Consider the following 24,246-nt stretch of genomic DNA (forward strand, 5'->3'; position numbering starts at 1 on the left):
TAACATAAAGTAACTAAAAGTAATTTTAATCTAGAGGTGATTATTTGGCATTTAAAGATTATTTCAAATTCAATAAAGATAAAACAACTTTCATTTTCGTAGGTGGAAAAGGAGGTGTTGGAAAAACATCAATATCCTCCGCTACTGCATTATGGCTGGCTGAACAGGGCAAGAAAACGTTGGTAGTATCAACAGACCCTGCACATTCACTTTCAGATTCCCTTGAAGTGCCAATCGGCCATTATCCTCGCGAAATCAAAACGAATCTCTTTGCTGTTGAAATCGACCCAGATGAAGCTATGGCCGAAAAGCAAAACGCTTTGGAAGCTCAAAAGAATTCCTCTTCACCAGATGCCCTTGGAGGACTTGATTTCCTAAGCGATCAGATGGATTTGGCATCATCCTCTCCTGGAGCTGATGAAGTGGCAGCATTCGAGGTATTCCTCTCAGTAATGACTTCAAACGAATTCGACGTTGTGGTATTCGATACCGCACCTACCGGACACACGTTAAGGCTTCTGTCATTTCCTGAAGTAATGGATTCCTGGGTAGGAAAGGCAATGATTGCAAAGGCCAAACTCGGTTCAGTTGCAAATTCCTTAAAAAACATCATGCCGTTTATGGATGCCGTTGACAATCCGCAAACCGCAGAGGATTTGAAAAGAACAAAAGAACAAATCGATGAGGCTAAAAAGGTATTGTCCGACCCGGACAGGACCACTTTCAAGATGGTTGTAATTCCTGAGGAGATGTCCATTTACGAATCAGAAAGGGCTCTTGAAGCGCTTGAGAAAAACGATATGGTTGTCGACAGCGTAATCGTCAATCAGGTAATGCCGGATATCTGTGACTGTGATTTCTGCCATTCAAGGCACAAGCTGCAGCAGAAACGTCTGGCATTAATCAGTCAAAAGTTCCCAAATCAAAAAATAGCTGAAGTTCCTTTATTCAAGGATGAAGTAAAAGGCCAGGAAAAGCTTTTGAACTTGGCTCACATCCTTTACGAAGACAAGGATAATGATGAAGTGGCTCAAGAGGCCATACAGCTTTAAAATTAAAAAAATGAGTTAAAATAAAATTAATTATTTTAACTTCAAAAACTTTTTTTATTCTTTTTCTCTGTTTTTAAACCAATATATAAGTTCAGATGCAACATACAGCAGTAGAAACGCTGAAAAGAATATGCTGAATGCTTTTCCCGTATATATATCATAAATGAATGATATTACAAGTAGGAAAAACAGTATTCTTGTAATTATCGGTCTTTTTGAGAAATTTTCTTTAAGTTCTTCTAAAAAGGACATCTTGTTATCTCCAGTATTTCTGGGGAACGCTGAAGGCATCCCAGCTTTCTTCTGTAAAGTAATTGTATGTTTCTTTTTTAGTTAATGTTCTAACATTTCCATTACTTATATATTTTACATTTTCCCGGTCATAGCTATTGTCACTTTTAATCGGAATTTCTATGTAGTCCACACGCCCGTCTTCGGTTGGAATATTGTAAATTTTCGTATTCTGCAGATATCCCGGTCGTGTGAATGTGAAATGGTCGTATGCTGTGTGGAGATCATTGTCGCTGATGTAATTTTCCGCAAAATAGACTCCGATTCCCTGAATACCTGAGGCGGTACCGACAAGGCCTAATCCCAGTGACAGGCCGCCTCCGAGAAGCACTCCGATAAATCCTTTTGATATTAACGCTCCCTTAAAGATTAACGTAGTTAGCGGCTGGATATTGTCGCTTATATAGTCCAATACGCTGTTTATCTGCATTAATCCATTGTTGACGTTTTTAAGGACTCCCTTTTCCGTGCTGGCGATGCTGCACAGTCCGCAGTCCCTTGATATCGTCACTCCCTTATAGGCAAAGCCGTCATTAATTGACAATGGCGTAACCAGTCCCGTCGTCAAATCGATTAAAAAGACGGATTTTACGCTTTCATCACTTATAACTGCGGTATTGTTGTAGTACACAACGCTTACCTTATAGGAACTGATGGAATTGAATATTTCATCAAATACTGAGCTTATCTCAACGTCAGCGTCTTGGGCTATCGGCATTAATGAACGCTCCTCTATCTTTGACAATAGAATTGAATTGACAAAGCGGAAGCTGATGATGTCGCTTTCATTGTCTGCGATAATTATTCGACCCATATCTGGCGTTAATATGTGCTGATAGGTGTTTTCCCAATTCATGGCACCTAAAATGACGGTATTTTTTCCTCGCATCCATCTGATTTCATATTCTCTCGTCAGCTCGTCAGCCAAAGCATCGCTTAGATAGCAGGTATTTATATCGGTTAAAAACATCGTATAAAGGCTTTGTATTCCCGCATTTGACTTGTATTCGCTTTCCCTTGAAATCCAGTCCCGGATTATGCCGTCAGTCATTTTCGTGTTGATTATGGCAAATGACTGCATAACATCGAAGTCACGCTTGTACTTGTCGCTCAATCCGTAGGTTATCAGCTCTTCCTTTTCGAATTCGATGCAGTTTGCAGAGCTGAAACGGGTAACGATATTCTCTTCGCTTATGTATCCGGTGATTTTCTTTCCAAAGTAGTCGAAGCTTACTTCCTCGCCGGTATTTGCGAATCTTATCTTGTTTCCTTTTGTCAGTTCGTCGTAGCTTTTGTAGTTGAAGTCGTAAATGCTGCATCCGTTATATTTGGAAATGGCGTATTTCACTCCAAGCTCATCAAAGCTCATTGTCTGGAAGCTTACCTTGGCAACACATTCTCCGTTTTGGATGTATGTGATGATTTCACTCTTGTCTGGCCCCTTATCGATATAGGCCCCGAACTGCTCAACGTTGCTTGTGCAGTTGTTTCTGTATATGAAATGGGTATAGTTCGCGCTTCTGTGAAGAATCAGTCCGTTACCGGTTAGATTCTCATATCTGTAGCTGTGCTGGGTCGGGCTGCTGTCAAACGGCAGCAGGTAGTATTCAGAGCCCAGATATGTTGCGCTGTATTCCGGCATGTAGCCTGTTGAAAAGGTATAATATTTGTATCCTATCTGGATATTGATCAGCTGATTCTTTTCCATCCTTATGATGCCGTTGATACCGCTTTCAATCGTGTAAACGCTGTTTTCTGAAACATATGGATATGTCACGTTCACGTAATTCGGTATTCCGATTTCATAGGTGAAAGGTGTATTCTTAATGCTTTCCTTGATTTTTTCCGTTATGATGATTTTGTTTGATATCATAAGACCGTTGTTTTCCGAGGTGATAATGTAGCTTCCCGTCTGGAGATTGATGTTAAGGCTTGCCATTCCGTTAATGTCGGTTGTTCTCGTGTAGAAAACCCCGTTGATGTTGAAAGTGACCTTTTCGTTTTCAAGGGCATTTCCTTTACCGTCAACAAGATATGCCTTGAACTTGGTGCCGTCCTTATATGTCATTTCAACGTCTTTTGCCGTTAATGTGGACAGTACCCTGATTCTGTTTGAAACCCTGCAGCCATCATAATGGGCGGTAATGATGTATTCGCCGGGATTCAGGTTAATGTTAAGGCTTGCCGTTCCGCTGACGTCAGTCTGCCGGTAATATAGCACGCCATTAATGTTGAATTCCACCTCATGGCCGGATCCCACCCTTTCACCGTTCTTTTCAAGCACGGTAACGCTGTATCTGGAGTCGTTTCTATAGTACTTAACCAGATCTCTGTTGTTGGTAATCGTCGGCAGTATGGTAATGTTATTGCTTATCATTTCCGTTGTTTTGGGGTTGATTGCGGTTAAAATATACGAACCCTGCTCCAAGTTCAGATTGAGCCTGGCCACTCCGTTTTCGTTTGTCATTCTGGTATAATATACGCCGTTGATGTTGAATGAAACGGGAGTGTTTTTTAATGCATCTCCGGTATCGTCAATGAATCTGGCGTAATATTGGGTTGAATTCCTGTAAATCTTGACAACATCTGATGAATAAATCGTGCTTTTAATGTCAATCGTGTTGTTTACCGAAATATTGTATGACGTTGTCGTAATGCTGTATTTTCCACTGTTCAGATTTAGGGCTATTGATGAGAGGCCATATTCGTTGCTTTGCCGTTTATAGTCAACTCCGTTCAGGCTGAAAACGACAGTTGCATTGCTGATAGGCTTTTTATCATGAATTTGCGCCGTAAACCTTGTGCCGTCCTTGTAAAACATTTCCACATCAGAGGTTTCTATGTGAACGCTGTCTTGTGTAATGCTTTTTTCCATCATTGTTTCATTTTCCAGCTCGCTGGCCGAAACTGAGCCAGTTAAAAAAATAGTCAAGAAAATGAAAATCAATATTCCTGTTTTTTTAATCATAGTATCAACCTTTTCGTTAATTTTTTCAAACAAATTAACACTGAAACTATGATTTTAAAGTTATAAACTTTTTAATTAAAAATTCAAATAGAAAAACTTTATAAAAATGTATTTTTAAGGACAATTCTTAGGACCTATTATCATAATACACATATAGGTAAATTCGCTGGAGGCAATATTTTTTAAAGTGGTGGCGACAATTCTTTCGTCCGGATATGAAAGTCTCTCGCAAACCGTAACGGGGCGGTCTTCACTAACGCCGTTGTCAAGCAAGAACTGTGCCATATCCTTGACTTTTCTTGAAGGAAGCGCAATGGTGATTTTTCCGTTATCGATGACTTCCAGAATGTCCTCAATGTTTTCCCGGCCATGAAAAGTCATTACGTTTGCGCTGTCCCACTGGATATGATTTCTTGCGGCGGCAAGCTGAAGGGAACTTATTCCCGGTATGACTTCAATGTTTTCATGTGGAAATCCCTTTTCGGTTGAAATCCTCAAGACGCTATTTAAAACGCCTGAAAAGCCAGGGTCTCCTGTAGACAATATGGAAACGCTGTTTCCTGAAACCGCCAGGTCAACACCTTCCTCAAGCTTGTCAACTAAGTCTTTAACGTTAAAGGCGATGGTATTTTTAACGTCTGCAAAGAGATCAATTGCTCTTGTACTTCCAACGGTATAGTCGCTGTCTTTAACTGTTTCTACAGCCTTTAAAGTCAGGTATTCCTCTGCTCCGGGTCCGATTCCAACGATAAATATTTTTCCTTCCATGCTAATCATCAATTTTTTAACTATTGTTTATTAGTTTATCCTTTGATTAAATAAATGTTAAGCATTCTTCAGCTCATCCATCTCCCTTTTTAAAAAATCGTAAATTGATTTTGCACCGATTAATTCGCCGGGGTCTTGCCATTCTGAAGGATACATAATGAACGGTCTTGTCTGGCTTCCGCCAAGGCCTCCGTGGCTTCCTATCAGTTCCTCGAATGCGCAGACCTCATCGCTTTCGGCATCATAAAAGCTGTTTACAAGAATGTCCGGCATGTTATTGAATGTGTCATGCCTTTTTAAATGCATTGCGGCGTTTTCACCAAAGTCTTTTAAAGGATTTTCGCCGATAATCTTGTTGGTTCTCAAGTAATATATGCCGTTGGGGCCTATTGCCATAGGTCCGTTGGTGTATGACTTGACTAAAATGAATCCGATTCCCGGATGCCTTACAAGGCCAGGTATCAGGTCGGGAAATAGGGTAACCATTTCCTCATAGCTCAATCTTCTTTTCCACTGGGTCAGATAAATCAGCCCTAGGTTTCCGGAACCCAGAACTATCAGTTCGGAATCCTTTGCTTTTTTGGTGGTTTCCTCCTTGCTTTCATGCTTTTTAATGTATTCCAGGCTGTCAGGGTACTTTTCCCTGTATTCCTCCAGGCGCTCAATGTTGATGAAATCGGGTCTTTTCTCTTTCACGCTGTCAATCTGTGATGAAAAGAAGTCAGTATGTTTAATATCATCCACCTTATCGATTAATGTTCCGATCTGCTTGTTTTCGGGAATGAATGCATCCCTGAAGTGATCTGAAATGTATTTGGATTCATTGTACACCATCATGTCGTCTGGAAGAAGCCTTCTCACGTAATCTCCCAGAGTCAATCCGTATCTCTGCTTGAATGTCGCTCCGTTACTCTGGCCGTGGTCGGAGAGGACGACAAATTTATATGGTCTTTTGCTTGTTTTTTCGGCTTTTTCAATCCTTTTGAACTGCAAATCGATTTTCTTTAACACGTTCCACACATCGCTGTCCTTCACGCCTGAATGGTGCGCAACCTCGTCATAGCCAACGTAGCTTGCATAGGCACTGTTGATTTCTCCTTTCACGATATTTCCAATCAGTGTCTCAGTAGCTATTTCCCTTAAAAACACGTTGGCTCCCGCCCTGATTGTTGCATATACGACGTTTATCCTAAGCCTCGGTTTGACATTTCTTATCCTGCGCATTATCTGGCACTTTATTTCAACAAAAATCTCCCAAATGAAAAGTACAATCACTCTCTGGAATGAATATGCTTCAAGAAATGCCACGTCCAATGATTTGTCAAAGATTTTCGTATAGATTTCGAATTTTGATGAGGTTATGACGGTATGAGGACTGTCTCCTGAAAACATGTTGGTTATGCTGATTCCGTTGTCGCATAAAAGCCCATTGCCGTCGGATATTCTCTTTTCGATTATCGGAGCGTGAGCCAGCTTGCCTGAAATCAGGATTTCGTTGTCGCTTTCCTTTTCAACCCACCTGTAGGCAACGATGTTTTTGTTGTTTCCGTGAAGTATTCCCGCCTGGCTTGCGCCGGTCTGGGATGAAAGGTCGGTTTCCCATTCCATTATTGTGTGGGTGCCATTTTCAATCCATTTCTTGAGCGTCGGCATCAGTTCCCGGTCAATGGCTTCCTTCAGGATGTCTATTGAAAGGCCGTCTATTTCAAGGATTATCAGACCAGGATATCTTATATTGTATTCCGTTTCGTCATTTTTGACATAGTTTGCGATTGTCTTTGTATATGAATCAAAGTAATCGATGTTTGCAATGTTTGAAACGAATGTTGTTGCGATTGCCATTGTCAGAGGAACCACAAAGGCCTCATATGCCCCAACGCTAACGCCAGGAATGAAGTAGGTAACGCCGTAGAAAATTATTGAATTGACAATGAGTGCTCCGAATCCAAAGGTAAAGGTCACGAATTTCGTCAGATATCTCGGAACGATTGGCCAGATTATCATGTTTGCGATTCCGACTCCAACTGTTATGATGACGGCATTATACCACGGTCCCAGAGTGAAATTCCCGCAGATGTAGGATGTAGCTATCACTACTGAAACGTTCGCTATTACAAGCAGCAATAATATTATAATCGATTTTATGGCATTAGTGATGTTCATTTTTCTATTCTATTCTTATTTCTCTTCTTTGCTTAGTTTTAAGAGTAAACAATGTAATTTCAGGCTTACAATTAATTCTAAGCCAAAATGAGTTCGTACCAAGTCCTTTGCTTGTATACTGAATCATGTCTCTGACCTTATATGCTCCTACAGGATATCTTATGGAATAGGAGAATCTGAAAGGAGTTGTCTTGACGAGGGGTATTACCAGCTGGCCTCCATGTGAATGGCCTGAAATCTGAAGGTCGAACTTTCCGGTCTTTGATGAAGTTTCCGCAAAGTCCGGTTCGTGGGCAAGCAATATGCTGATTCCCTCTTCAGGCAGTTTTTCAAGAACCTTGTCAATGTCATCCATGCCTACCGTACAGCTGTCAACGCCTGAAAAGTTAAGTAACTCTCCATTTTTCTCGACAGTGTATACGTCATTGCTCAAATCAATGATGTCTGATTCCTTAAGGATTTCACGGATTTTTGAAGCGTCGTTCCAGTGGTCATGATTTCCCAGGACTGCAACCTTTCCGTCTTTTGCTTCAAGTTTTTTAAAGGAGTCCAGAAGGGCATCCTCATAGCCTTCCAGAATATATGAAACATAATCTCCAGTTAAAGTGATAATATCCGGATTCAAGCTGTTGACATAGTCCACAATGCCGTCCAGATAATCCGGGCTGACCCATTGGCCTATGTGTATGTCAGTCAAGTTAATTATTTTGTAATTATGGAATGTGGGAGTTATCTTGTCGAGTTTGACATCTACATTAATCAAATCGAATAATTTTTCCTTAAATGTAGTGTCTCCCCTTGCCTGTGTCATGAATGTCTGGAATCCCTGCCGGATTCTCATTCCCTGTGGTTTTTCACTTTCCAATATTTTCACCTTATTTTTTAAATATGGTTCATTAAACTATTTATGTTTTAAAGAGCATATAGTTAATGTGATTATTATGCTTCAAATTGCAGTTACAGGAAAACCAAATGTAGGAAAATCATCTTTTTTCAATTCAGCGACTTCTTCAACTGTAGAAATGGCGAATTATCCGTTCACGACGATTGACGCCAATAATGCAGTTGCTCATGTTATTAAGGATTGCCCGTGTAAAGAATTGGGTGTTACCTGCAATCCGAGAAATTCAATCTGCATTGATGGAAAAAGATTGCTTCCTATTGAATTGATAGATGTTGCAGGATTAGTTCCTGGAGCACACGAAGGAAAAGGATTAGGAAATAAGTTTTTAGACGATTTAATGCAAGCTAAAGTTTTTATTCATGTTATTGACGCTTCCGGATCAACGGATATTGAAGGCCAGCCGGTTGAAATGGGAAGCCATGACCCGCTCGAAGACATCGAATTTCTTGAAGAGGAAATCGTGATGTGGATGTATGGAATCCTTTCAAGAAACTGGGTCAGGCTTGTCCGCAAGGTCGGAGCCGAGCATCTTGACATTTCAAAAGTACTGTTTGACCAGCTGTCAGGTACCGGAATTACAATCGAGGATATTATAGAAGCCAAAAGAAATATCGAACCTGACTACAACAAGTGGGAAGAGGAAGATCTTATTGAGCTGACCAGAAATGTCCTGAAAATAGCCAAGCCGATGATGATAGTAGCCAACAAGGCCGATTTGCCGACTTCTGAAGAAAACATTAAAAGGATTAAGGAAAAGTATCCAAACGTTATTCCTGCTTCAGCCGAATCCGAAATCGCTCTGGTAAGGGCAAACGAAGCCGGTCTAATCAGCTATCTTCCTGGTGACGATCATTTTGACATCTTAAGGGAAGACGAACTGTCTGAAAATCAGCTCAAGGCTCTTGACTACATCAAAACCAACATTCTTGATAAGTATGGAAGCACAGGCATTCAGGATGCCCTAAACTACGGCATTTTCGAGCTTCTTGAAAACATTGTCGTTTATCCGGTACAGGATGAACACAAATACACTGACCAGAAGGGCAACGTCCTGCCTGACGGTATTTTAGTCAAGAAAGGTTCAAATCCTCGCCAATTGGCTTATCTTGTTCACACCGATATCGGCGACAAGTTCATGCACGCTGTCGACGCAAGAAGCAACATGAGAATAGCCAGCGATTATGAACTGAAGGATGGAGACATTATAAGTATTGTTACACGCCAATAATACTTCATCATTTCTTTTTTTTGATTTTTATGCCAAGACCTTCATTAACGAAAGAATTAGGCCCTGAAGAATTCGGGCAGTACTATTTTTTAAAGGAGGAACTGAAGGATTTCTGTCGAAGCGAAGGCCTTAAGGTAAGCGGAAGCAAGGGGGATTTGGAAAAGAGAATTGTTCATTATCTTGAAACCGGCGAGGAATTAACTGAATCGGTTAAGGCAAAATCACCTGTTAACTTGTCTGAAATTACTCTGGATTCAAGATTGGGTGAAAACTTCAGATGCAGCGAAGATAAAAGGGAATTCTTTGAAAGAGAAATCGGTGAAAGCTTCAAGTTCAAGGTAAAGTTTCAGAAATGGCTGAAGTCAAACCCCGACAGGACATATCGCGATGCGATTGAAGCTTACTGGGAAATCATCAATTCAAATGAGAAAACGAGTATTGATAAGCAGTTCCAATATAATCAATATATCAGGGATTTCTTTGAGGATAATGATGATAAATCATTGGATGACGCAATAAAATGCTGGAAATATAAAAAAGGCCTTAAAGGCCATAACAGATATGAAAAAAGCGATTTAACTGTTTTAAAAGGTGATTAATATGAAAAAAGTCAGGATTACTGTAATGAAAAAGGCAAGATATGACGATTTGATTGAAGAGTACGAAAATCCTTTGGAGCATGAGTGTGACGTCGAGCTTGGAGACGTTTTCATAGCAAACGGATGGCAAAAACCTGAAGGTTTCTGCGACAGCGCATGGGAAAGCCTCTCTGCTTTCGTTCTTGCTTTGGCCAACGGCGCTGAAGACTTCTATGACGGCTGGATGAAAAACAAAAAGTCCGCAATGATATCCTGCAATGACGGCTTTCGTCCGGTCAGCTTTCTTCTTGAAACGATGGACGAGGATGCTGATTAACGGATAATATGATTGATAAAACCCGCAACTTTTTCAAAAAAGAGATAGTATTTTCCATATCATTAATATTGGCTGTCATGTCCTGCTTTTTTGCAAGGCCGAGCATTGACTACATTAATTGGGACACAATCATACTCCTTCTTGTGATAATGGTCATCGTTGAAATCCTTAAAAACCTTGCCGTTTTTGAGATAATGGTTCGAAAGCTATTGACTAAAATAGGAAATACTCGAGGACTTGTCCTGGTTCTTGTTTTCACATGTTTTTTAAGCTCAATATTCATAACCAATGATGTTTCATTAATCATTTTCGTACCCTTTTCCATATTGGCCTTAAAAAAGGTCGAGAGGACCGATTTGACTATCATTACCGTATCGCTGCAGACCATTGCCGCCAATGTGGGATGTATGGTGCTTCCAATCGGCGCTCCCCACAATATAGTAATGTATACGGTTTCAAAGATTCCTTTCCAGTCATTTTTCCTATTATTGCTGCCTTACATTATCGTATCAGTGATATTTATCTCAGCAATATTGCTTTTTATACCGAAAGACCGTATTGTCCTTCCTGAAATGAAAAGAATAGAAATAAATAAGGACAATTTCCTAAAACGGGTATTTATGGGTGTTGACTATTACCTGCTTTTGACTTTCATCGCGCTTTTTATCCTTATCGGAAACCTGGAAAGCATTCCGTTTTTCAATTCGCTCTTTACAAAATGGATTTCAGGAAATGAGGTAATCTGGGGAATACTCGCCTCTCAAGTCATTTCCAACGTTCCTGCGGCAATGCTTTTAAGCGGCTTCAGCACTAATTACGAAGCAATTATCATCGGAATTAACATCGGAGGATTCGGTACGCTAATTGCATCCATGGCAAATCTTATTTCCTATAAGATTCTTGTACGTGAATACGATGAGTTTAAAATAAGATATCTGGTGATATTCACTGTTTTAAATGTTATATTGCTGGTGATTCTTTTGGGTGTTAATGTTTTGGTTTAAAGTCGGATAAGTCGAAGTGATTGCTCAATTGTTGAATAAGTTAAAGTGATTTCTCTACATTATATTAATAACAGGTAGATTTTCTTTCAAGACATATGGCTCAGTATTCTATTAAGGAAAGAAATTACAACAATTCATTAATTCTTTATGAATTGCACTAATACATAATCAATTTATCTTATTGTGTAATTCATTCCCAATCTTGGAGATGTTGGGATATATTTTCCACGATTAAGATAAATTTTTATAATTTATGCTTAACTTACAGTGCTTCAAAAAGGTTATGTTTAAATATTTTTAAATGAATATTATAATTTAACTTATTATTGTTTACTACATAATTTGTTCTGTCTTTTTTATAAGTCATTACTATTGTCGGCTATTTTAGTAATGACCTATTAAAAGACTGTAATTCTAATTTAAACCCATAAATAACATATCATCAAGATACAATTCATTATAATACTGTGTAAATGAACTTATATTATGAGGCAATGATCTTTCCGACCATTATTTATCATTTTTGTCCAAATTTTATCTAACTCATCTTTTGTTTTAATTTGCTTTTCATAAGCAATTGCCAGTATGAATGCAGTTGTAATCAAATTCAAATCATAATCCTTAACATAATCTTTAATATCACTGAGATTATTGCTTGCAATAACTCCACCATTTTCTTGAGTTAAAGCAATAACTGCGGCTTCGCCATCACCCATGAATTCATAATTTTTTTTAATATTAATGAAACGGTCATGTTCATCAGAATCAACTTCCATTCCACGCACTTGAACAAATCCTAAATTAACCAACTTATTGAAGTTATCCTTAATATATTGAGGAGTAGCATAATTTAAAATTTCATGTGCTACTACTAATGGAACTATTATCTTAGAAAATAATTTCTGCAAAATTCCACATTCTTTTACAGCTAAAAAACATATTAAACAATCTGAATCATAAAATACATCTGTTTCAAACAATATCATCATCCTCCTTAAGGGTGTTATAAACCATATCACCCCTAAAAATGTTTAGTAATATTTCGTCATATTTGCCTCCGGTAATCATATTATTATCATAGGCCATGCCAGATAATGGGATTATCCTTCCTAATGCATAATTTTCATTAGTAGGCTCATATAAACTTAAATCATATCCTAAATTCAATGCAGCTAATTTAACTCCGGTTTTATATCTTAAATAATCATCATATGAAATCAAAGATTCTCGTCGGAGTTTACATAACATTGCAGTGTGGCTGATTTGAAAATATTGTTCACATTTGATAATATCATTTAAACTCCATTCACTAATTTCATTTTGTTTAATATATTCATATAATCCCATATTTGGAATTAAAAGGCATTCTGCAAATTTATTTGCATTTTTTTCACTTTCGTCGGATGAGTTAATATTGCAAACAAATGAGTCTTTTGTATCTTCATATAATAAATGATATAACTCATGAGCAAGAGTGAAGTTTTGTCTCCCTTTTGAATGTTTGGAGTTAATGCAAATAATATTATCATCTTCTGTTTTGCTGCAACATCCACTTAACTCATCAAGCATTGGAAACCATAATATTGTTAGATTATCAATGTTTCCAATGGCACTTTGTAAAATATTCAAGGGACTTGAATTATTAATGTCCCAAGATTTTCTTAGCATTTCTGCTTTAAAAGTTATATCTGAATTAATCATTTTCAATTTTCCTCTCAATTTTTCTTAAATATTTTAAATAACCAATTACTTGATTCATTTTTGCAATAGCAAATAAATCAACACTTTCATCAGACCTAAATGCTAATTTTGGAGGTTCATGGGCATTAGATTTTCCTAAAAGATAATCTGATGAACAATTATATAATAAACAAAGTTTATTAAAAGAAATTTCATTTAAATTTCTTTTTCCTTTTTCTATTTTAGAAATATAGCTTTGATCAATTTCTAAATAATTTGCAACTTGTTCTTGACTATAATTATTTTCCTCCCTTAGTTGTTTTAACCGTTCATACATTAACACCATTTTATCACCTTGCCTAATCCTCATATAAAATATTTTTATTCTAAAAGTTTCAACGCCGTTATTTAGTATAATATTAGGCATAATATATTATGTCCTAATTATTATATAAATATTTGTATTTATTATGACAAAATGAAAAAATTAAAAAATAATAATTTTTAAAATCAATTAAAAAGATTAAATATTGATTTTTAGACTCTTATTTTATTATAATTAAAATAAATTCTAATTTAATTTAGATTAATATATAATTATTAGTCAAATTGAAAATTAACAATATTTAATTGCTATTATATGGTTATGACAAAATTATTTTTGATAGTTGTTGTGCGGTAATCAAAAACATTGTAAGGAGTATCTCTGTTGTGTTAGTTTAAGTCATGGTTATTAGATTTTTAGCATTTGTTGCATATCAATAAATTAAATTAAAAAACAGTAACGTTAAATACGATCAGAATCCAATTAAATCAAAATAAAATAAACAATGCTTCATATAACAAAATTTAAAAGACAATTGATTGTTGATAAAAAATAAGAAAGTAATGATAATTAGAATGCGATTGCCTGCAATCCGTTATCCTGATTGAACTGAGTTAACTGTGCCACCAAATCGGCTGTGGTAATGTTGCTTGAGTCTTTTGCCCAGAAGACTACAATGAACTGTTCGTTGTTAACCTGTACCACTTCAACTGCACCGTGTTGGGCATGATCGTAATCCGTGAAATTTGCCGTGTTGTCAGGGTTTTTGGCAATTTTCATGTCGTCATCAATCGTAATGTACTCTCTTCCGTCGTCGTGAACGAGATGATCGTATTTGTCATTGTCATGGTCAGGGTATGCGTCGTCATCCACGTTTTTAAAAATAGCTACTCCGCAGTCCTGATTTTGTCCGAAGTATAGGGAGTAGTAGCTTGCGTCAAATTCATGGTTATATGGTGCTTGCACTTTAAAGTTATCTGTTCCGTTTGAAGCGTATGCGCATCCAAAGAGAAGAAAAGATGCCACTATTAAAAAAGCTATTCCTTTATAGTTCATTTTTTCACCTTCATTATATTTTTTTGGGGGGAAAGGTTAATTATTTTCTTTTAATTAACCTTAGTGTCCAATTAATTATATTAAAAGATTCTTATATAAAGTTTTTCGAGTGCAAGTGCTTACTTGCACCCTTAAATCGTGAAAAAATAACATTTAAGGCTTTATTCCATTATACAATATGTTTAAGAACTCATCACCATACTTTTCGGTTTCAAAGTCAAGGGTATTATTGTAAGTTTTCCATAAAACAACTGATTGGAATGTTATGGAAAAACACGTGATTGCTATTGTTCTTGGATCGATATCCTTGATGTTGCCCTTTTCCCTTTGCATTGTGAAGAATTCCTCCAACTTGTTGAGGATTGCATCGGTGATTGTTGAAATTAAAAGCTTTTTGTCGGGAATTTCGCGAACTTCTTCCATAGCTATTTTCACTATGCTGAACTTTTCTTCCGGAAGATTTATCCGTTCTATAAAGTTGTTCTTAAGGTAATCGTCCATTTCTTCATCCTCATCGAAATCAAAGATGTTTTCTAACATTTCGATGAATATGTTGAGATAATAATCCTTTACGACACTTATCAGATTTTTCTTGTTTTTGAAGTTTCTGAAAATGGTCACTTCATTGACGCCGGCTTCAGCAGCTATTTTCTTGGTTGTGGTCTTTTCGACACCTTCCTTTTGAAGAATCCTAAATGTTGCGTCAACGATTTTTTCATCGGTACTTCCCGCTTCTATCTTCATGTCAATCACTTACTCGTCCAGTAATTCGGCCAGTTTATCGGCGATAAACACGCAGCAGTCAACGCATGGGGACTTGTCGTCTCCGTTTTTTGATATTACGCCGCAGCAGACGCTTCCATATTCATCTTTAAAGGTTTCAAAGAGTATTTTGGCGTTTGCTTTGATTTTTACTTCATCATCAATCAACAGTCCGTTTGCCATTAACGCTCCGGTAAGCGCTCCGCAGGTTCCTTCGTCGAAGGTTCCTCCCATTCCTCCTGCAAATCCGCATGCAAGCTTGCACATGTCTGATTTGCTCATCGGATATTTGGCGGTTTCACACAATGCCATTAATGTGGATTCGGAACAGCTTTTGAATTCTCTGTACTCCCTAATCTTTTCTTCTAATATTTTAGTATCAAGTTTCATAAAACTACTCCCTTTTCTATATAATAGATTATATTAATTATGATTATAATATAGTTATTTATAATTAAATTTAGATTAGGTGAAATTATGCATCCGAGACCAAGTCCAATTGCAGCTTCCCTTTATACCTTGAGGGACATGAACGTTGACGTTATAGTCATGCACGGTCCGAACGGCTGCTGTTTTAGAACAGGCAGGCTTTTGGAAGGTGACGGCGTACGTGTGCTGACCACTGCAATGGCAGAAAACGATTTTATTTTAGGTGCTGGAGACAAACTGGAAGAGACTTTAATTAAGGCTTATGAAATGTTCGAACCGACTCTGATGGGAGTTGTTGGTACCTGTGCAAGCATGATTATTGGCGAGGATTTAAAGGAAGCCATAGCCAATGCGGATTTGCCGTGCACGGTAATACCTGTGGAATCCCATGGAGGTTCGGGTGAGGGTGACAATACAGTCGGCGCAATCATGGTTTTAGACGCCGCAGTCGAAGCGGGCGTTATCCCAAGAAGCGAAGCGGACAGGCAAATAGAAATGCTTGAAAAGGCAACTGAAATCGAAAAGACAAGAGGAATGGCTCAGGGAAGGTACATAAAGCCAAACTTCGGAGATTCAAAAGAAGCTGTTGCCAAAGAGATTGTAAATGCATTGCATGACGGCAAAAATGTTGCATTCGTTTTAAACGCCAAAAAGGAAACCTCCTATCTCTTTGCGGATATCTTCAACTTTGACTATGCTCAGATAAATCCTCAAAACAAGCCGATTATCGTAGCCAATCTTGATGAAAACATTGGACTTGAAAGGATTAGAGGGCATGCGGCCAACATCAAAAAGGAACTGCCTATGGAAATCGATTTCATCACCGGCGGGCTTGATGAGTATCCGATAACTGCAGATAAGGCTTATGAGTTTTTAAAAGATAAGGATTTGGACATGATTGTCGTATTTGGCGTTCCCCACGCGTTTCCAATTGAAAAGATGGATGTGGAATCAGTGGCCGTTACCGACGGGCCTCGTCTGGTCGAGCCTTTGCGCGAACTGGGCTATACTCATGTCGTAGCCGAACTTGATGCCCACTCAAAGACCCTGGGAACCGATGAGATTGTCGATTCGGACTTCGGAATGATGATAAGGTCAGCCATTGAATGGATGGAATAAATATGATAACGATTATTGATTATAAAAGCGGTAATTTAAAAAGCATTTCAAACGGATTTAAGAAAATCGGGGAGGATTTTCAGATAACTGACGATGTGGAAGTAATATCTGACGCTACGCATCTGGTCCTGCCCGGTGTCGGTGCTTTCGGCTCAGCAATGGAAAATCTCGAGCTTTTCAGAGACGTAATCGAAGAGCACATTGCAGACGACAAGCCATTTTTAGGAGTCTGTTTGGGTCAGCAGGTATTAATGAGCGAAAGCGAGGAAAGCCCTAATATCAGGGGTCTTGACTTGTTTAAGGGACGCTGTGAATTTCTTCCTAAAGGAGTTAAGGTTCCCCATATGGGATGGAATCAGCTGAACGTGGTTAAAGATTCTGCGATTTTGGAGGGGATTGACAAGGAGTATTTCTATTTCGTGCATTCATATCACGTCATACCTGATGATTCGGACATTATCGCTGGAACATGCGACTACGGCATTGACGTGGCAGCATCACTGTCTCAGAATAATTTGTTTTCAACGCAGTTCCACCCGGAAAAGAGTGGAAAGGCGGGCTTAAGGATTTTAAAGAATTTCACTAGTATTAAGGAGTAGTTTTTTATGGATATTGAAGGTTTTGTAAGAGCAAGAATTGACGATTATACATATGATGATTTATCAGTCCTTTTGGCTGAAAGAATCAGGGAATACAAGGATATTTCCGATGAAAACTCAATCATGATGGCCCAAGCCGTAATCGATGAGGTTTCAACCACTTTGAAATTGAAGGAAAGTGATGATGAATTCCTAAAGGAAATCACCGAAATCACCAAATCCGGTGTCGGTATGGGAGAAATGGGTGTCGGCTCAAGGGGAGCAGGCGACTTTTTCGTCCACAGAAGGATAGCCGATATCGTGGCGTCAACCAACACAGCATCCCTGGTTAATCCGTCAGAACAGGATGACGGTGGAGTTGTGCGCTCAAAAGCCAAAAACGATGACGTTTACATTACAACTGCCGTTGACGGAATCCATTCCAGACTAAGCGAATATCCATTTTTAGGTGGTTTTCACGTAACTAGAGCAACCTTAAGGGATGTTTGCGTTATGGGAGCGGATCCGGTAGCCATTTTAAGTGACGTTCACCTTGCTGATGACGGGGACGTCGGAAAGATTTTCGACTTTACTGCTGGTGTTGCGGCAGTATCCGAGCTTGTAAACGTTCCAATCGTTGCCGGAAGTACCTTAAGAGTCGGCGGAGACATGGTTTTGGGAGACAGGTTCGTTTCAGCAGTCGGAAGCGTCGGAGTCTCAGATTATCCTCCTACAGCACGTAAGGGAGCTACAAAAGGCGACGTAATCCTTCTCACTGAAGGCTCAGGCGGAGGAACAATCACCACGACCGCAATTTACAACGGATTTTTCGATGTCGTATGGGATACCATGAACGTTAACTTTGTTCAGGCATCACAGTCACTCTTTGAAGCCGATCTGGTTAAGGACATTCATGCAATGACTGACGTAACCAACGGAGGCCTCAGGGGAGACGCCCATGAAATATCCAACACCACAGGCGTCGGTTTGGAGTTCTATGAAAAGGACATCAGAAACATGGTGGCACCGAACGTTTTAAACATGCTTGAAACCTTGAATATCGACCCGCTTGGAGTTTCAACAGACTCATTAATGCTTGTAGTTCCTCCAGACATTGCCGAAGACGTTAAAAAGACGGTTTCAGCATCAGGCGTTGACATCTCAGAAATCGGTCAGGTCACAGACAGCGGCAAACCAATCCTCATTAAGGAAGACGGAAGCGAAGAAATGCTCGTTCCGCTCTTCAGGGAAGCAGCATACACAAAAATCAAAAAGCTTGTGGGAGACACGACTCCGGAAGACTTTGAGCTCATGCAGGAAAAGGTTCAGAAAGCCTGCGAAGATGCGATAGCCAAGAAGGATAAGGTTATAAAGTATATAAATGAAAATTAATATTTTCACACTTCCACATTTTTTAAATATTTCAAAAGCTAATGCTTTTTCATGAAAGATCAAAGCGGAAACTTATATATTGCAGACGCCATAATTGCATTAAGCATTCTTTTTGTTGCAATGATGATGCTGAACACGCTGGTTTCGATTCCAAATCCAATATATTCCGGTGTTTCGCATGACTCCAAGACAAGCCAGGACGTTATGGAAATATTAAGTGGAAAAGTGGATTTTGATGATGAAACTTTTTTAGATGAAATATCCTCCATTTTAAGGGAAAATAAAAATTCTAAGGATTCAATCCGCAGGGTTTCAGCGCTCTGTGAGGAAAAGTTTGATGAGTTTCACCTGACAAATTACCGCTTCATTGAATCGAATCAGTTGGATTCTACCGTTCTGGCTGCCGGCGGTGATTATTCACAGGCGCAAAACGTATCGGTTGCAACGCGCAATTTTGACGGCTACTCCTATACTCTGGAAACATGGTAAAATCAGATTTTTTTTGATGTATGTAATAGACCAGCATTTTCGTGTTGGGTGGTGAATACCAGCCTTTACATACCAATAATGTACATTTCCTGCAGGGAACTGGGTTGTGGTGGTGATTCCCCACAAGTCAAATGTACATTTATTTTTATTTTCTTAATATCTAATAAAATTTTCCCATTTTTAAATAAATGTTAAATACTAGGAATAACTTATATTAATATGATTGTCTTATTTTGTTTTGCCCCGATGGTGTAGTTTGGATAACACATGGGATTGCGGATCCCATTCCCCGGGTTCAAATCCCGGTCGGGGCATTTTTGTTTTTGTGATACTATGTTGAATGCTAATACTTACGTTACGAGTCAAAAGGGAATTGGCGGGTCAATCAGAAACCGCTATGAGGATTTCTATGTTGAAGAGATTCCGGAAATGCTTCCGACCGGAGAGGGTCCAAACGTTTGGATCTGGATTGAAAAGGTGGGAAGGACAACCCTTGATGTCGTTTTGGACATCGCCCGTGACCTGCACATTGACAGGAAAAGAACGGGCTTTGCTGGAATGAAGGACAAAAAGGCCCTTACGCGCCAGTGGATATGCATAGCCAATATGGACTCCGAGGAGCAGTTCAGGCAGGTTGAAAACCTGGATATTTATAAAACAGATTTTTTAAAAATTACTCGTGGGCGCAAAAAGCTCAGGATGGGTCAGCTTAAGGGAAACAAGTTCAGAATCCTTATCCGTGACTTGGATGACATTGAAAAGAGCGCTGATGTTGCTAATGAAGTGTTAAAAGAGCTTGAAATCACAGGAGTTCCCAATTACTACGGCTGGCAGCGATTCGGAAAGCCAAGAACAAACACTCATCTTGTAGGCGAGGCATTAATACACAACGATTTGAAAGAGGCCGTCAGAAGATATGTCGGAAACCCTTCAGAAAGCGAAAGTGAGGAAAACCAGATGGCCAGACAGGCATACGATGACGGCGATTTGGAAAAGTCTCTTGAATTGATGGGCAAGGGAATGCGCTATGAAAAGATGATGGTTCGCCAGCTTATAAAGGATTCAAAAAAGGGCGAACTGACAGATAAGGCTTATATGAATGCATTGCACGCACTTCCAAAGCCCCTGCAGAGGATGTTTGTCCACGCATATCAGTCATATCTCTTTAATGATGTCGTAAGCCGCAGAGTCGACATGGGAATCAATAAATACGTCGAGGGAGACATCATAATCGATCCCGAAGAGAGAATCATCCGTGATAAGACTCCCGAAGAATATCAGGAACTGATTGATAACTTCGAAGCCAATCCGACCGTTCCGTTGTATGGTACCAAGGTGCCTTTTGCAGGCGGCGAAGTCGGTGAAATGGAAAAGAGCGTTCTTGAAAGTTATAATCTTGAAAAAAGCGATTTTGAAGTTCCTAAAATGCCACGTTTGGGAAGCCACGGTCTTAGAAGATCACTGCGTTTCCAGGTTTGGGACACTTCAGCAAAAGCCTGTGACGAAGGCGTTCTGGCAGAATTTTCAATAAATAAGGGCTCTTATGCAACGGCCGTTCTGCGTGAAGTAATGAAAAAGGATGTTGTTTAATTTAACTATCTTAAATTGGTAAATGCTTAATCTGGGAGAACGGAGTATTTAGGCTTTTATCAAATCATTTCTAATTTTGGCATTCTATGGCTTGCCAGGTTATGTTAAAGTTTTTCTCTAAAATCAATTCGGCATCATAATTTTCGAAAGTTAACCAAAAACTTTGAATTCCCATATACAGTGTAAACAGTGATTCAACAATGTTTTTAGTTGGGAAGTCTTGTCTGATTTCATTTTGCCTTTTGCCGTCTTCGACAAGGTCTGTTAAAAATGTTCTAATATCTTTTCCTGTTTGTGAAATTATACTGTAAACCTCATCTTCGGCATAGCCTGTTGCGGTTAAAAGATACATTACGCTTCTATAATTGATTTTTTCATTGATGCTTTCAATTTCCACACCGTTTATGAAGTGATGTAAAATATAAAACAATGCGTCATGGATTTTCTTTCTTGAAGAGCCTTCAAGGATGATTTTATCAAAATCGATTTTAATATAATCCACCATATACTTTTGCATAATTGCTTCAAATATGTCGGATTTATCTGAAAAATGATAATATATGCCTCCGGTTGTCAATTCTGTGGAATTTCGGATTTCACTGATTGAAATATCAATTGTGCCTTTATCCAATATTAATTTCAGTGTTTTTTCAAGAATTAAGTCTTTAGTGTTCATCTGACCACATCATGTTTTTCATAGTTATTAATCATTCTCTGAATTTGATCTTTTCCCATTCCAAATCGAAATTATCTTCAAAGGAGGTAATCATATCATCAATCAGATATTCTTCCCACTTATATTGAATTCCGGTGTACATGATAATTAATGACTCTACAATGTCTTCGGTTGATAAATCTTGCCGGATTTCTCTGTTTTTCTGACCTTCCTCAACAATTTCTGCAAAAAAGTCTTTTAATTCTTTTAGGACACCTCGGTAAAACTCCATGGAATTTTCATAGCTATATATGTTTGGGCTCAAAACTATCAATATGATTCTGTAGTCTATCTCATCTTCAATAGTTTCAATATTGATTCCGCTTTGCTTTTGCTTAAAGATTTCAACCATGACATCGTGGATTTTCTCTTTTGCATTTCCCTTTATCTGGGCGAGTTCGTCTATATTGAATTTGATATAATTTATAGCGTATCTTTCAGTAATCTCATCGTATATCTGTTTTTTGTTTGAAAAATAATAGTATATTCCGCCGGTAGCAATTCCGGTTGCATCACTTATTTCCCTAACTGAAACAAGGGAGTTTTGCTTTTCAATCATTAATTTTAAAGTCTTTTCTAAAATTAACTCCTTAGTGTCCAACATTCATTATTTTATATTTCATTATTATTAAATGATATGGAGAACGAACGTTCTGTTATGTTGAAAATTTAATTTAAAGAACGAATGTTCTGTTATATTGGAAGATTTCAACTGAATATATTCTTTTTATTCATTAAGCAACATAAACTTTATAATACAACAAAAAGAAAACATTTTTTAAGGAAATATTAAGCATGTTTAATCAACTTATTCATGTTTGATATTGTTCTTAAAGCATAGGTTAAGTGATGATTAAATGAGTTACATTATATTGGCGATATTATTTTTTCTATCCGGATTTTTCATGAAATATTCGGATGATTTGTTTGATGTTAATAATGATTTGACCATTGCAAGTATTTTAGGTATTATGTGCGGTATAGCATCAGGATTGGCTTCAATCTACAGTGTTGAAGCAGCATATATTTTCATATCTATTCTGATTGGTAACTTCCTGGTTCTAAAGGTTGACGGCATTCATCATATAATTTCATTGATAACTTTTGCAGTTATACTGTTGATTGGCGGCATTCCTGATTTAAGCATGGTTGTTTTATTGATTTGTATTTTGGCCATAGTATCAGATGAGGTGGGTCATGAATTGATAAGTAAGTTTACCCAAGACAGATTCTTAAATTTGTTTTTTGAGTATCGTTTTGTGATGAAGATTGCGGTATTTTTACTTGCTGTTTGTGGCGTGTTTGATATTTGGACATTCGTTTGCTTTTTAATGTTTGAAATAGCCTATGTATTTGGAGGAATTATTTTTGAAAGGTTTAATTTATAGATGATAACATGAGTGGGATTATGAGGGTGTCCGCCAAATCTAATTTTTTGATTTTTTTGCCGAAAAATTTTTGACTTATTTTTTCTCACTTTTCATCAATTCACTCTAAATCTACTGTGATTTAGGCGTATCCATATTAACACTTCTAACTTTTAATTATTTTAATATTTAATTTTCTAAATTAAATTCTAAGTAATTTAATAATGATAAAGTTTATATACTTTGTTTTACATACTTAATATTAAGTATTAGTTAATTTGGAGTTGTATTTTGTGGTTCAAAGAAAAATTGATGAGAATCAAACTAAATTGGGCATTGTGACATTAGGTAGCAACATTCCGAAAGATCATATCTCTCGTTTTGTTGTTGGTTTTATTAAAGAGGTTTATCCGATGTTAAACATCGAAGAACCTAAAAATAAGAAAGGACGAGAGTCCTTACCTATAGATTCTATGTTAAAATTGCTTGTTTATGCTAAAATAGAACATGTAGAAAGTGCCAAGTACATTGCAGACATGGCAAGGTACCATGAGGTTTATAGATTTGTTTCTGATGACGTACAACCATCAGAACGCTCAGTCCAAAGGTACAGAAGAGAATACGGACATTACTTTGAAGCATTAGTCCAAATGACATTAAAAAAAGCTTCAGATTTAGAATTAACTAACTTCAATCACGTTGCAATCGACGGAACTATTAAAAAAGCATACAATTCCAACAACAATGTCATCAGCAAAAAAGAAACACAAATATTACTCGATTACTTCAACGGACTGCCAATTAGTCCAGAAAAGCTTGATAAATTACATAAACCTGCTAAAAAAATATTGGAAAACAAAGACATTGATGTTGAAGATAAAATAGAACTATTATATGACATTGAAACACAATTTACATTCACAGGACAAGATAAAATACCAGTAAACGACATAGAAGCAAGATTCATGAAAGGAAAGAAAGGAAACTTCATGATTGCCTACAATATCCAATCTGCAGTCGATTACGACACCAAACTAATCTGTGCAATAAACGTCACACAAAACCCCACAGACCATTACGAACTACCACCAATCGCAGAAAGAGCAATAAAAAACATAAAAACAACCCCCAAATATATAAGTGCAGATACAATATACTTAAACCAAATAAGTTTATCTTATTTGGCAGATAAAAAAATTGACGGATTAATACCAACTAGAAAACAAACAAAAGAAAAAATAGGAAAATTAAATCCAAATAAATACCACAAGGACAATTTCGATTATGATTACGAGTTAGATGCATTTAAATGCCCAGAAGGACAATATTTACACTTTTTCGGACAATACAATGAACCACACAAAGATCCTGAAAAACCCGACAAAATAAAAAGACTTTACAATAACTACGAAGCTTGTAAAAACTGCAAATCACGAAACAAATGCTGTTCA

Annotated in this window: 25 protein-coding genes and 1 tRNA gene; 13 read left to right on the forward strand and 13 right to left on the reverse strand. The window is 37.8% G+C overall.

The annotated features are described in order from the left end of the window. Positions 1-44: 44 nt before the first annotated feature. Positions 45-1,052 carry a TRC40/GET3/ArsA family transport-energizing ATPase gene (locus tag F3G70_RS05480; RefSeq protein ID WP_149731701.1) on the forward strand — a complete coding sequence of 336 codons (1,008 nt, stop codon included), beginning with the start codon at positions 45-47 and terminating at the stop codon, positions 1,050-1,052. A 54-nt stretch (positions 1,053-1,106) separates the two neighbouring features. On the opposite strand, the gene F3G70_RS05485 is transcribed toward F3G70_RS05480, so the two are convergent. The 5 genes from F3G70_RS05485 to F3G70_RS05505 form a co-directional block, all read right to left on the reverse strand. Further along, a complete protein-coding gene (locus F3G70_RS05485; RefSeq protein WP_149731702.1) occupies positions 1,107-1,304 on the reverse strand; it encodes a hypothetical protein in 198 nt (65 codons plus the stop codon). A 4-nt stretch (positions 1,305-1,308) separates the two neighbouring features. Next, positions 1,309-4,311, reverse strand: a complete 3,003-nt coding sequence (locus F3G70_RS05490) for an Ig-like domain-containing protein (protein ID WP_149731703.1) — start codon at positions 4,309-4,311, stop codon at positions 1,309-1,311. Between the two features lie 114 nt (positions 4,312-4,425). Then, a complete protein-coding gene (locus F3G70_RS05495; RefSeq protein WP_149731704.1) occupies positions 4,426-5,079 on the reverse strand; it encodes a cobalt-precorrin-7 (C(5))-methyltransferase in 654 nt (217 codons plus the stop codon). A gap of 57 nt (positions 5,080-5,136) precedes the next feature. Next, a complete protein-coding gene (locus F3G70_RS05500; protein ID WP_149731705.1) occupies positions 5,137-7,242 on the reverse strand; it encodes a phage holin family protein in 2,106 nt (701 codons plus the stop codon). Positions 7,243-7,246: 4 nt separating this feature from the next. Then, on the reverse strand, positions 7,247-8,107 hold the full coding sequence (locus F3G70_RS05505) for a metallophosphoesterase (protein ID WP_149731706.1): 861 nt from the start codon (positions 8,105-8,107) through the stop codon (positions 7,247-7,249). Positions 8,108-8,183: 76 nt separating this feature from the next. Here F3G70_RS05505 and F3G70_RS05510 point away from each other — a divergent pair, with 76 nt between their 5' ends. Genes F3G70_RS05510 through F3G70_RS05525 form a run of 4 tightly spaced genes read left to right on the forward strand, consistent with a single transcriptional unit; the run spans position 8,184 to position 11,293 of the window. Next, on the forward strand, positions 8,184-9,374 hold the full coding sequence (locus F3G70_RS05510; RefSeq protein ID WP_149731707.1) for a redox-regulated ATPase YchF: 1,191 nt from the start codon (positions 8,184-8,186) through the stop codon (positions 9,372-9,374). A 29-nt stretch (positions 9,375-9,403) separates the two neighbouring features. Beyond that, positions 9,404-9,973 (forward strand): DUF6434 domain-containing protein, encoded by a 570-nt coding sequence (locus F3G70_RS05515; protein ID WP_149731708.1) that lies wholly within the window; start codon positions 9,404-9,406, stop codon positions 9,971-9,973. Position 9,974: 1 nt separating this feature from the next. Then, positions 9,975-10,289 (forward strand): TIGR04076 family protein, encoded by a 315-nt coding sequence (locus F3G70_RS05520; protein WP_149731709.1) that lies wholly within the window; start codon positions 9,975-9,977, stop codon positions 10,287-10,289. Between the two features lie 8 nt (positions 10,290-10,297). Beyond that, the gene (locus F3G70_RS05525) at positions 10,298-11,293 is read left to right on the forward strand and encodes an SLC13 family permease (RefSeq protein ID WP_149731710.1); all 996 of its coding nucleotides are present in this window, start codon (positions 10,298-10,300) and stop codon (positions 11,291-11,293) included. Between the two features lie 479 nt (positions 11,294-11,772). Here F3G70_RS05525 and F3G70_RS05530 read toward each other — a convergent pair whose 3' ends face one another. From F3G70_RS05530 to F3G70_RS05555, 6 genes are all read right to left on the reverse strand, one after another. Beyond that, positions 11,773-12,273 carry a hypothetical protein gene (locus tag F3G70_RS05530; RefSeq protein ID WP_149731711.1) on the reverse strand — a complete coding sequence of 167 codons (501 nt, stop codon included), beginning with the start codon at positions 12,271-12,273 and terminating at the stop codon, positions 11,773-11,775. Continuing rightward, a complete protein-coding gene (locus tag F3G70_RS05535; RefSeq protein WP_223166017.1) occupies positions 12,266-12,994 on the reverse strand; it encodes an ImmA/IrrE family metallo-endopeptidase in 729 nt (242 codons plus the stop codon). The genes F3G70_RS05530 and F3G70_RS05535 overlap by 8 nt, the downstream gene beginning before the upstream one ends. Continuing rightward, a complete protein-coding gene (locus tag F3G70_RS05540; RefSeq protein ID WP_223166018.1) occupies positions 12,987-13,400 on the reverse strand; it encodes a helix-turn-helix domain-containing protein in 414 nt (137 codons plus the stop codon). Before F3G70_RS05540 ends, F3G70_RS05535 begins: the two co-directional genes overlap by 8 nt. Before the next feature lie 468 nt (positions 13,401-13,868). Further along, positions 13,869-14,354, reverse strand: coding sequence for a hypothetical protein (locus F3G70_RS05545; RefSeq protein WP_149731712.1), 486 nt, complete (start codon positions 14,352-14,354; stop codon positions 13,869-13,871). Between the two features lie 153 nt (positions 14,355-14,507). Then, positions 14,508-15,098: a TetR/AcrR family transcriptional regulator gene (locus tag F3G70_RS05550; RefSeq protein WP_149731713.1), complete on the reverse strand. Its 591-nt coding sequence runs from the start codon at positions 15,096-15,098 to the stop codon at positions 14,508-14,510. Positions 15,099-15,107: 9 nt separating this feature from the next. Beyond that, entirely contained in the window at positions 15,108-15,506 is a 399-nt protein-coding gene (locus F3G70_RS05555; protein WP_149731714.1) for a C-GCAxxG-C-C family protein, read from the reverse strand. Positions 15,507-15,593: 87 nt separating this feature from the next. On the opposite strand from F3G70_RS05555, the gene cfbD reads away from it, so the two are divergent. From cfbD to truD, 6 genes are all read left to right on the forward strand, one after another. Continuing rightward, positions 15,594-16,664, forward strand: coding sequence for a Ni-sirohydrochlorin a,c-diamide reductive cyclase catalytic subunit (gene cfbD, locus F3G70_RS05560; RefSeq protein WP_149731715.1), 1,071 nt, complete (start codon positions 15,594-15,596; stop codon positions 16,662-16,664). A 2-nt stretch (positions 16,665-16,666) separates the two neighbouring features. Then, the gene (hisH, locus tag F3G70_RS05565) at positions 16,667-17,263 is read left to right on the forward strand and encodes an imidazole glycerol phosphate synthase subunit HisH (protein WP_149731716.1); all 597 of its coding nucleotides are present in this window, start codon (positions 16,667-16,669) and stop codon (positions 17,261-17,263) included. Between the two features lie 6 nt (positions 17,264-17,269). Beyond that, positions 17,270-18,634, forward strand: a complete 1,365-nt coding sequence (locus tag F3G70_RS05570; RefSeq protein ID WP_149731717.1) for an AIR synthase-related protein — start codon at positions 17,270-17,272, stop codon at positions 18,632-18,634. Positions 18,635-18,685: 51 nt separating this feature from the next. Beyond that, complete coding sequence (locus tag F3G70_RS05575) at positions 18,686-19,123, forward strand: hypothetical protein (protein WP_149731718.1); 438 nt, start codon at positions 18,686-18,688, stop codon at positions 19,121-19,123. Between the two features lie 240 nt (positions 19,124-19,363). Further along, positions 19,364-19,437 (forward strand) — tRNA-Arg (locus F3G70_RS05580). 19 nt (positions 19,438-19,456) lie between these two features. After that, positions 19,457-20,713, forward strand: a complete 1,257-nt coding sequence (truD, locus tag F3G70_RS05585; RefSeq protein ID WP_149731719.1) for a tRNA pseudouridine(13) synthase TruD — start codon at positions 19,457-19,459, stop codon at positions 20,711-20,713. Positions 20,714-20,783: 70 nt separating this feature from the next. Here truD and F3G70_RS05590 read toward each other — a convergent pair whose 3' ends face one another. Together F3G70_RS05590 and F3G70_RS05595 are read right to left on the reverse strand one after the other, a co-directional pair. After that, positions 20,784-21,389 carry a TetR/AcrR family transcriptional regulator gene (locus F3G70_RS05590; RefSeq protein ID WP_149731720.1) on the reverse strand — a complete coding sequence of 202 codons (606 nt, stop codon included), beginning with the start codon at positions 21,387-21,389 and terminating at the stop codon, positions 20,784-20,786. A 31-nt stretch (positions 21,390-21,420) separates the two neighbouring features. Continuing rightward, positions 21,421-22,032, reverse strand: a complete 612-nt coding sequence (locus F3G70_RS05595) for a TetR/AcrR family transcriptional regulator (RefSeq protein WP_149731721.1) — start codon at positions 22,030-22,032, stop codon at positions 21,421-21,423. A gap of 253 nt (positions 22,033-22,285) precedes the next feature. Here F3G70_RS05595 and F3G70_RS05600 point away from each other — a divergent pair, with 253 nt between their 5' ends. Together F3G70_RS05600 and F3G70_RS05605 are read left to right on the forward strand one after the other, a co-directional pair. Continuing rightward, positions 22,286-22,816: a hypothetical protein gene (locus tag F3G70_RS05600; RefSeq protein WP_149731722.1), complete on the forward strand. Its 531-nt coding sequence runs from the start codon at positions 22,286-22,288 to the stop codon at positions 22,814-22,816. Positions 22,817-23,088: 272 nt separating this feature from the next. Next, the coding region (locus F3G70_RS05605) for a transposase (protein WP_149731723.1) at positions 23,089-24,246 on the forward strand (1,158 nt) is incomplete at its 3' end.

The sequence above is a fragment of the Methanobrevibacter millerae genome (genome assembly GCF_900103415.1).
GTDB classification, from domain to species: Archaea; Methanobacteriota; Methanobacteria; order Methanobacteriales; family Methanobacteriaceae; genus Methanocatella; species Methanocatella millerae.

Bases quoted from the DNA above. Each gene is read 5' to 3' on its own strand.
- F3G70_RS05485 (WP_149731702.1), bottom strand. From the start codon at position 1,304: ATGTCCTTTTTAGAAGAACTTAAAGAAAATTTCTCAAAAAGACCGATA.
- F3G70_RS05490 (WP_149731703.1), bottom strand. From the start codon at position 4,311: ATGATTAAAAAAACAGGAATATTGATTTTCATTTTCTTGACTATTTTT.
- F3G70_RS05520 (WP_149731709.1), top strand. From the start codon at position 9,975: ATGAAAAAAGTCAGGATTACTGTAATGAAAAAGGCAAGATATGACGAT.
- truD (WP_149731719.1), top strand. From the start codon at position 19,457: ATGTTGAATGCTAATACTTACGTTACGAGTCAAAAGGGAATTGGCGGG.
- cfbD (WP_149731715.1), top strand. From the start codon at position 15,594: ATGCATCCGAGACCAAGTCCAATTGCAGCTTCCCTTTATACCTTGAGG.
- F3G70_RS05570 (WP_149731717.1), top strand. From the start codon at position 17,270: ATGGATATTGAAGGTTTTGTAAGAGCAAGAATTGACGATTATACATAT.
- F3G70_RS05575 (WP_149731718.1), top strand. From the start codon at position 18,686: ATGAAAGATCAAAGCGGAAACTTATATATTGCAGACGCCATAATTGCA.
- F3G70_RS05515 (WP_149731708.1), top strand. From the start codon at position 9,404: ATGCCAAGACCTTCATTAACGAAAGAATTAGGCCCTGAAGAATTCGGG.
- F3G70_RS05590 (WP_149731720.1), bottom strand. From the start codon at position 21,389: ATGAACACTAAAGACTTAATTCTTGAAAAAACACTGAAATTAATATTG.
- F3G70_RS05500 (WP_149731705.1), bottom strand. From the start codon at position 7,242: ATGAACATCACTAATGCCATAAAATCGATTATAATATTATTGCTGCTT.
- F3G70_RS05555 (WP_149731714.1), bottom strand. From the start codon at position 15,506: ATGAAACTTGATACTAAAATATTAGAAGAAAAGATTAGGGAGTACAGA.
- F3G70_RS05595 (WP_149731721.1), bottom strand. From the start codon at position 22,032: ATGTTGGACACTAAGGAGTTAATTTTAGAAAAGACTTTAAAATTAATG.
- F3G70_RS05525 (WP_149731710.1), top strand. From the start codon at position 10,298: ATGATTGATAAAACCCGCAACTTTTTCAAAAAAGAGATAGTATTTTCC.
- F3G70_RS05535 (WP_223166017.1), bottom strand. From the start codon at position 12,994: ATGATTAATTCAGATATAACTTTTAAAGCAGAAATGCTAAGAAAATCT.
- F3G70_RS05600 (WP_149731722.1), top strand. From the start codon at position 22,286: ATGAGTTACATTATATTGGCGATATTATTTTTTCTATCCGGATTTTTC.
- F3G70_RS05550 (WP_149731713.1), bottom strand. From the start codon at position 15,098: ATGAAGATAGAAGCGGGAAGTACCGATGAAAAAATCGTTGACGCAACA.
- hisH (WP_149731716.1), top strand. From the start codon at position 16,667: ATGATAACGATTATTGATTATAAAAGCGGTAATTTAAAAAGCATTTCA.
- F3G70_RS05545 (WP_149731712.1), bottom strand. From the start codon at position 14,354: ATGAACTATAAAGGAATAGCTTTTTTAATAGTGGCATCTTTTCTTCTC.
- F3G70_RS05510 (WP_149731707.1), top strand. From the start codon at position 8,184: ATGCTTCAAATTGCAGTTACAGGAAAACCAAATGTAGGAAAATCATCT.
- F3G70_RS05540 (WP_223166018.1), bottom strand. From the start codon at position 13,400: ATGCCTAATATTATACTAAATAACGGCGTTGAAACTTTTAGAATAAAA.
- F3G70_RS05495 (WP_149731704.1), bottom strand. From the start codon at position 5,079: ATGGAAGGAAAAATATTTATCGTTGGAATCGGACCCGGAGCAGAGGAA.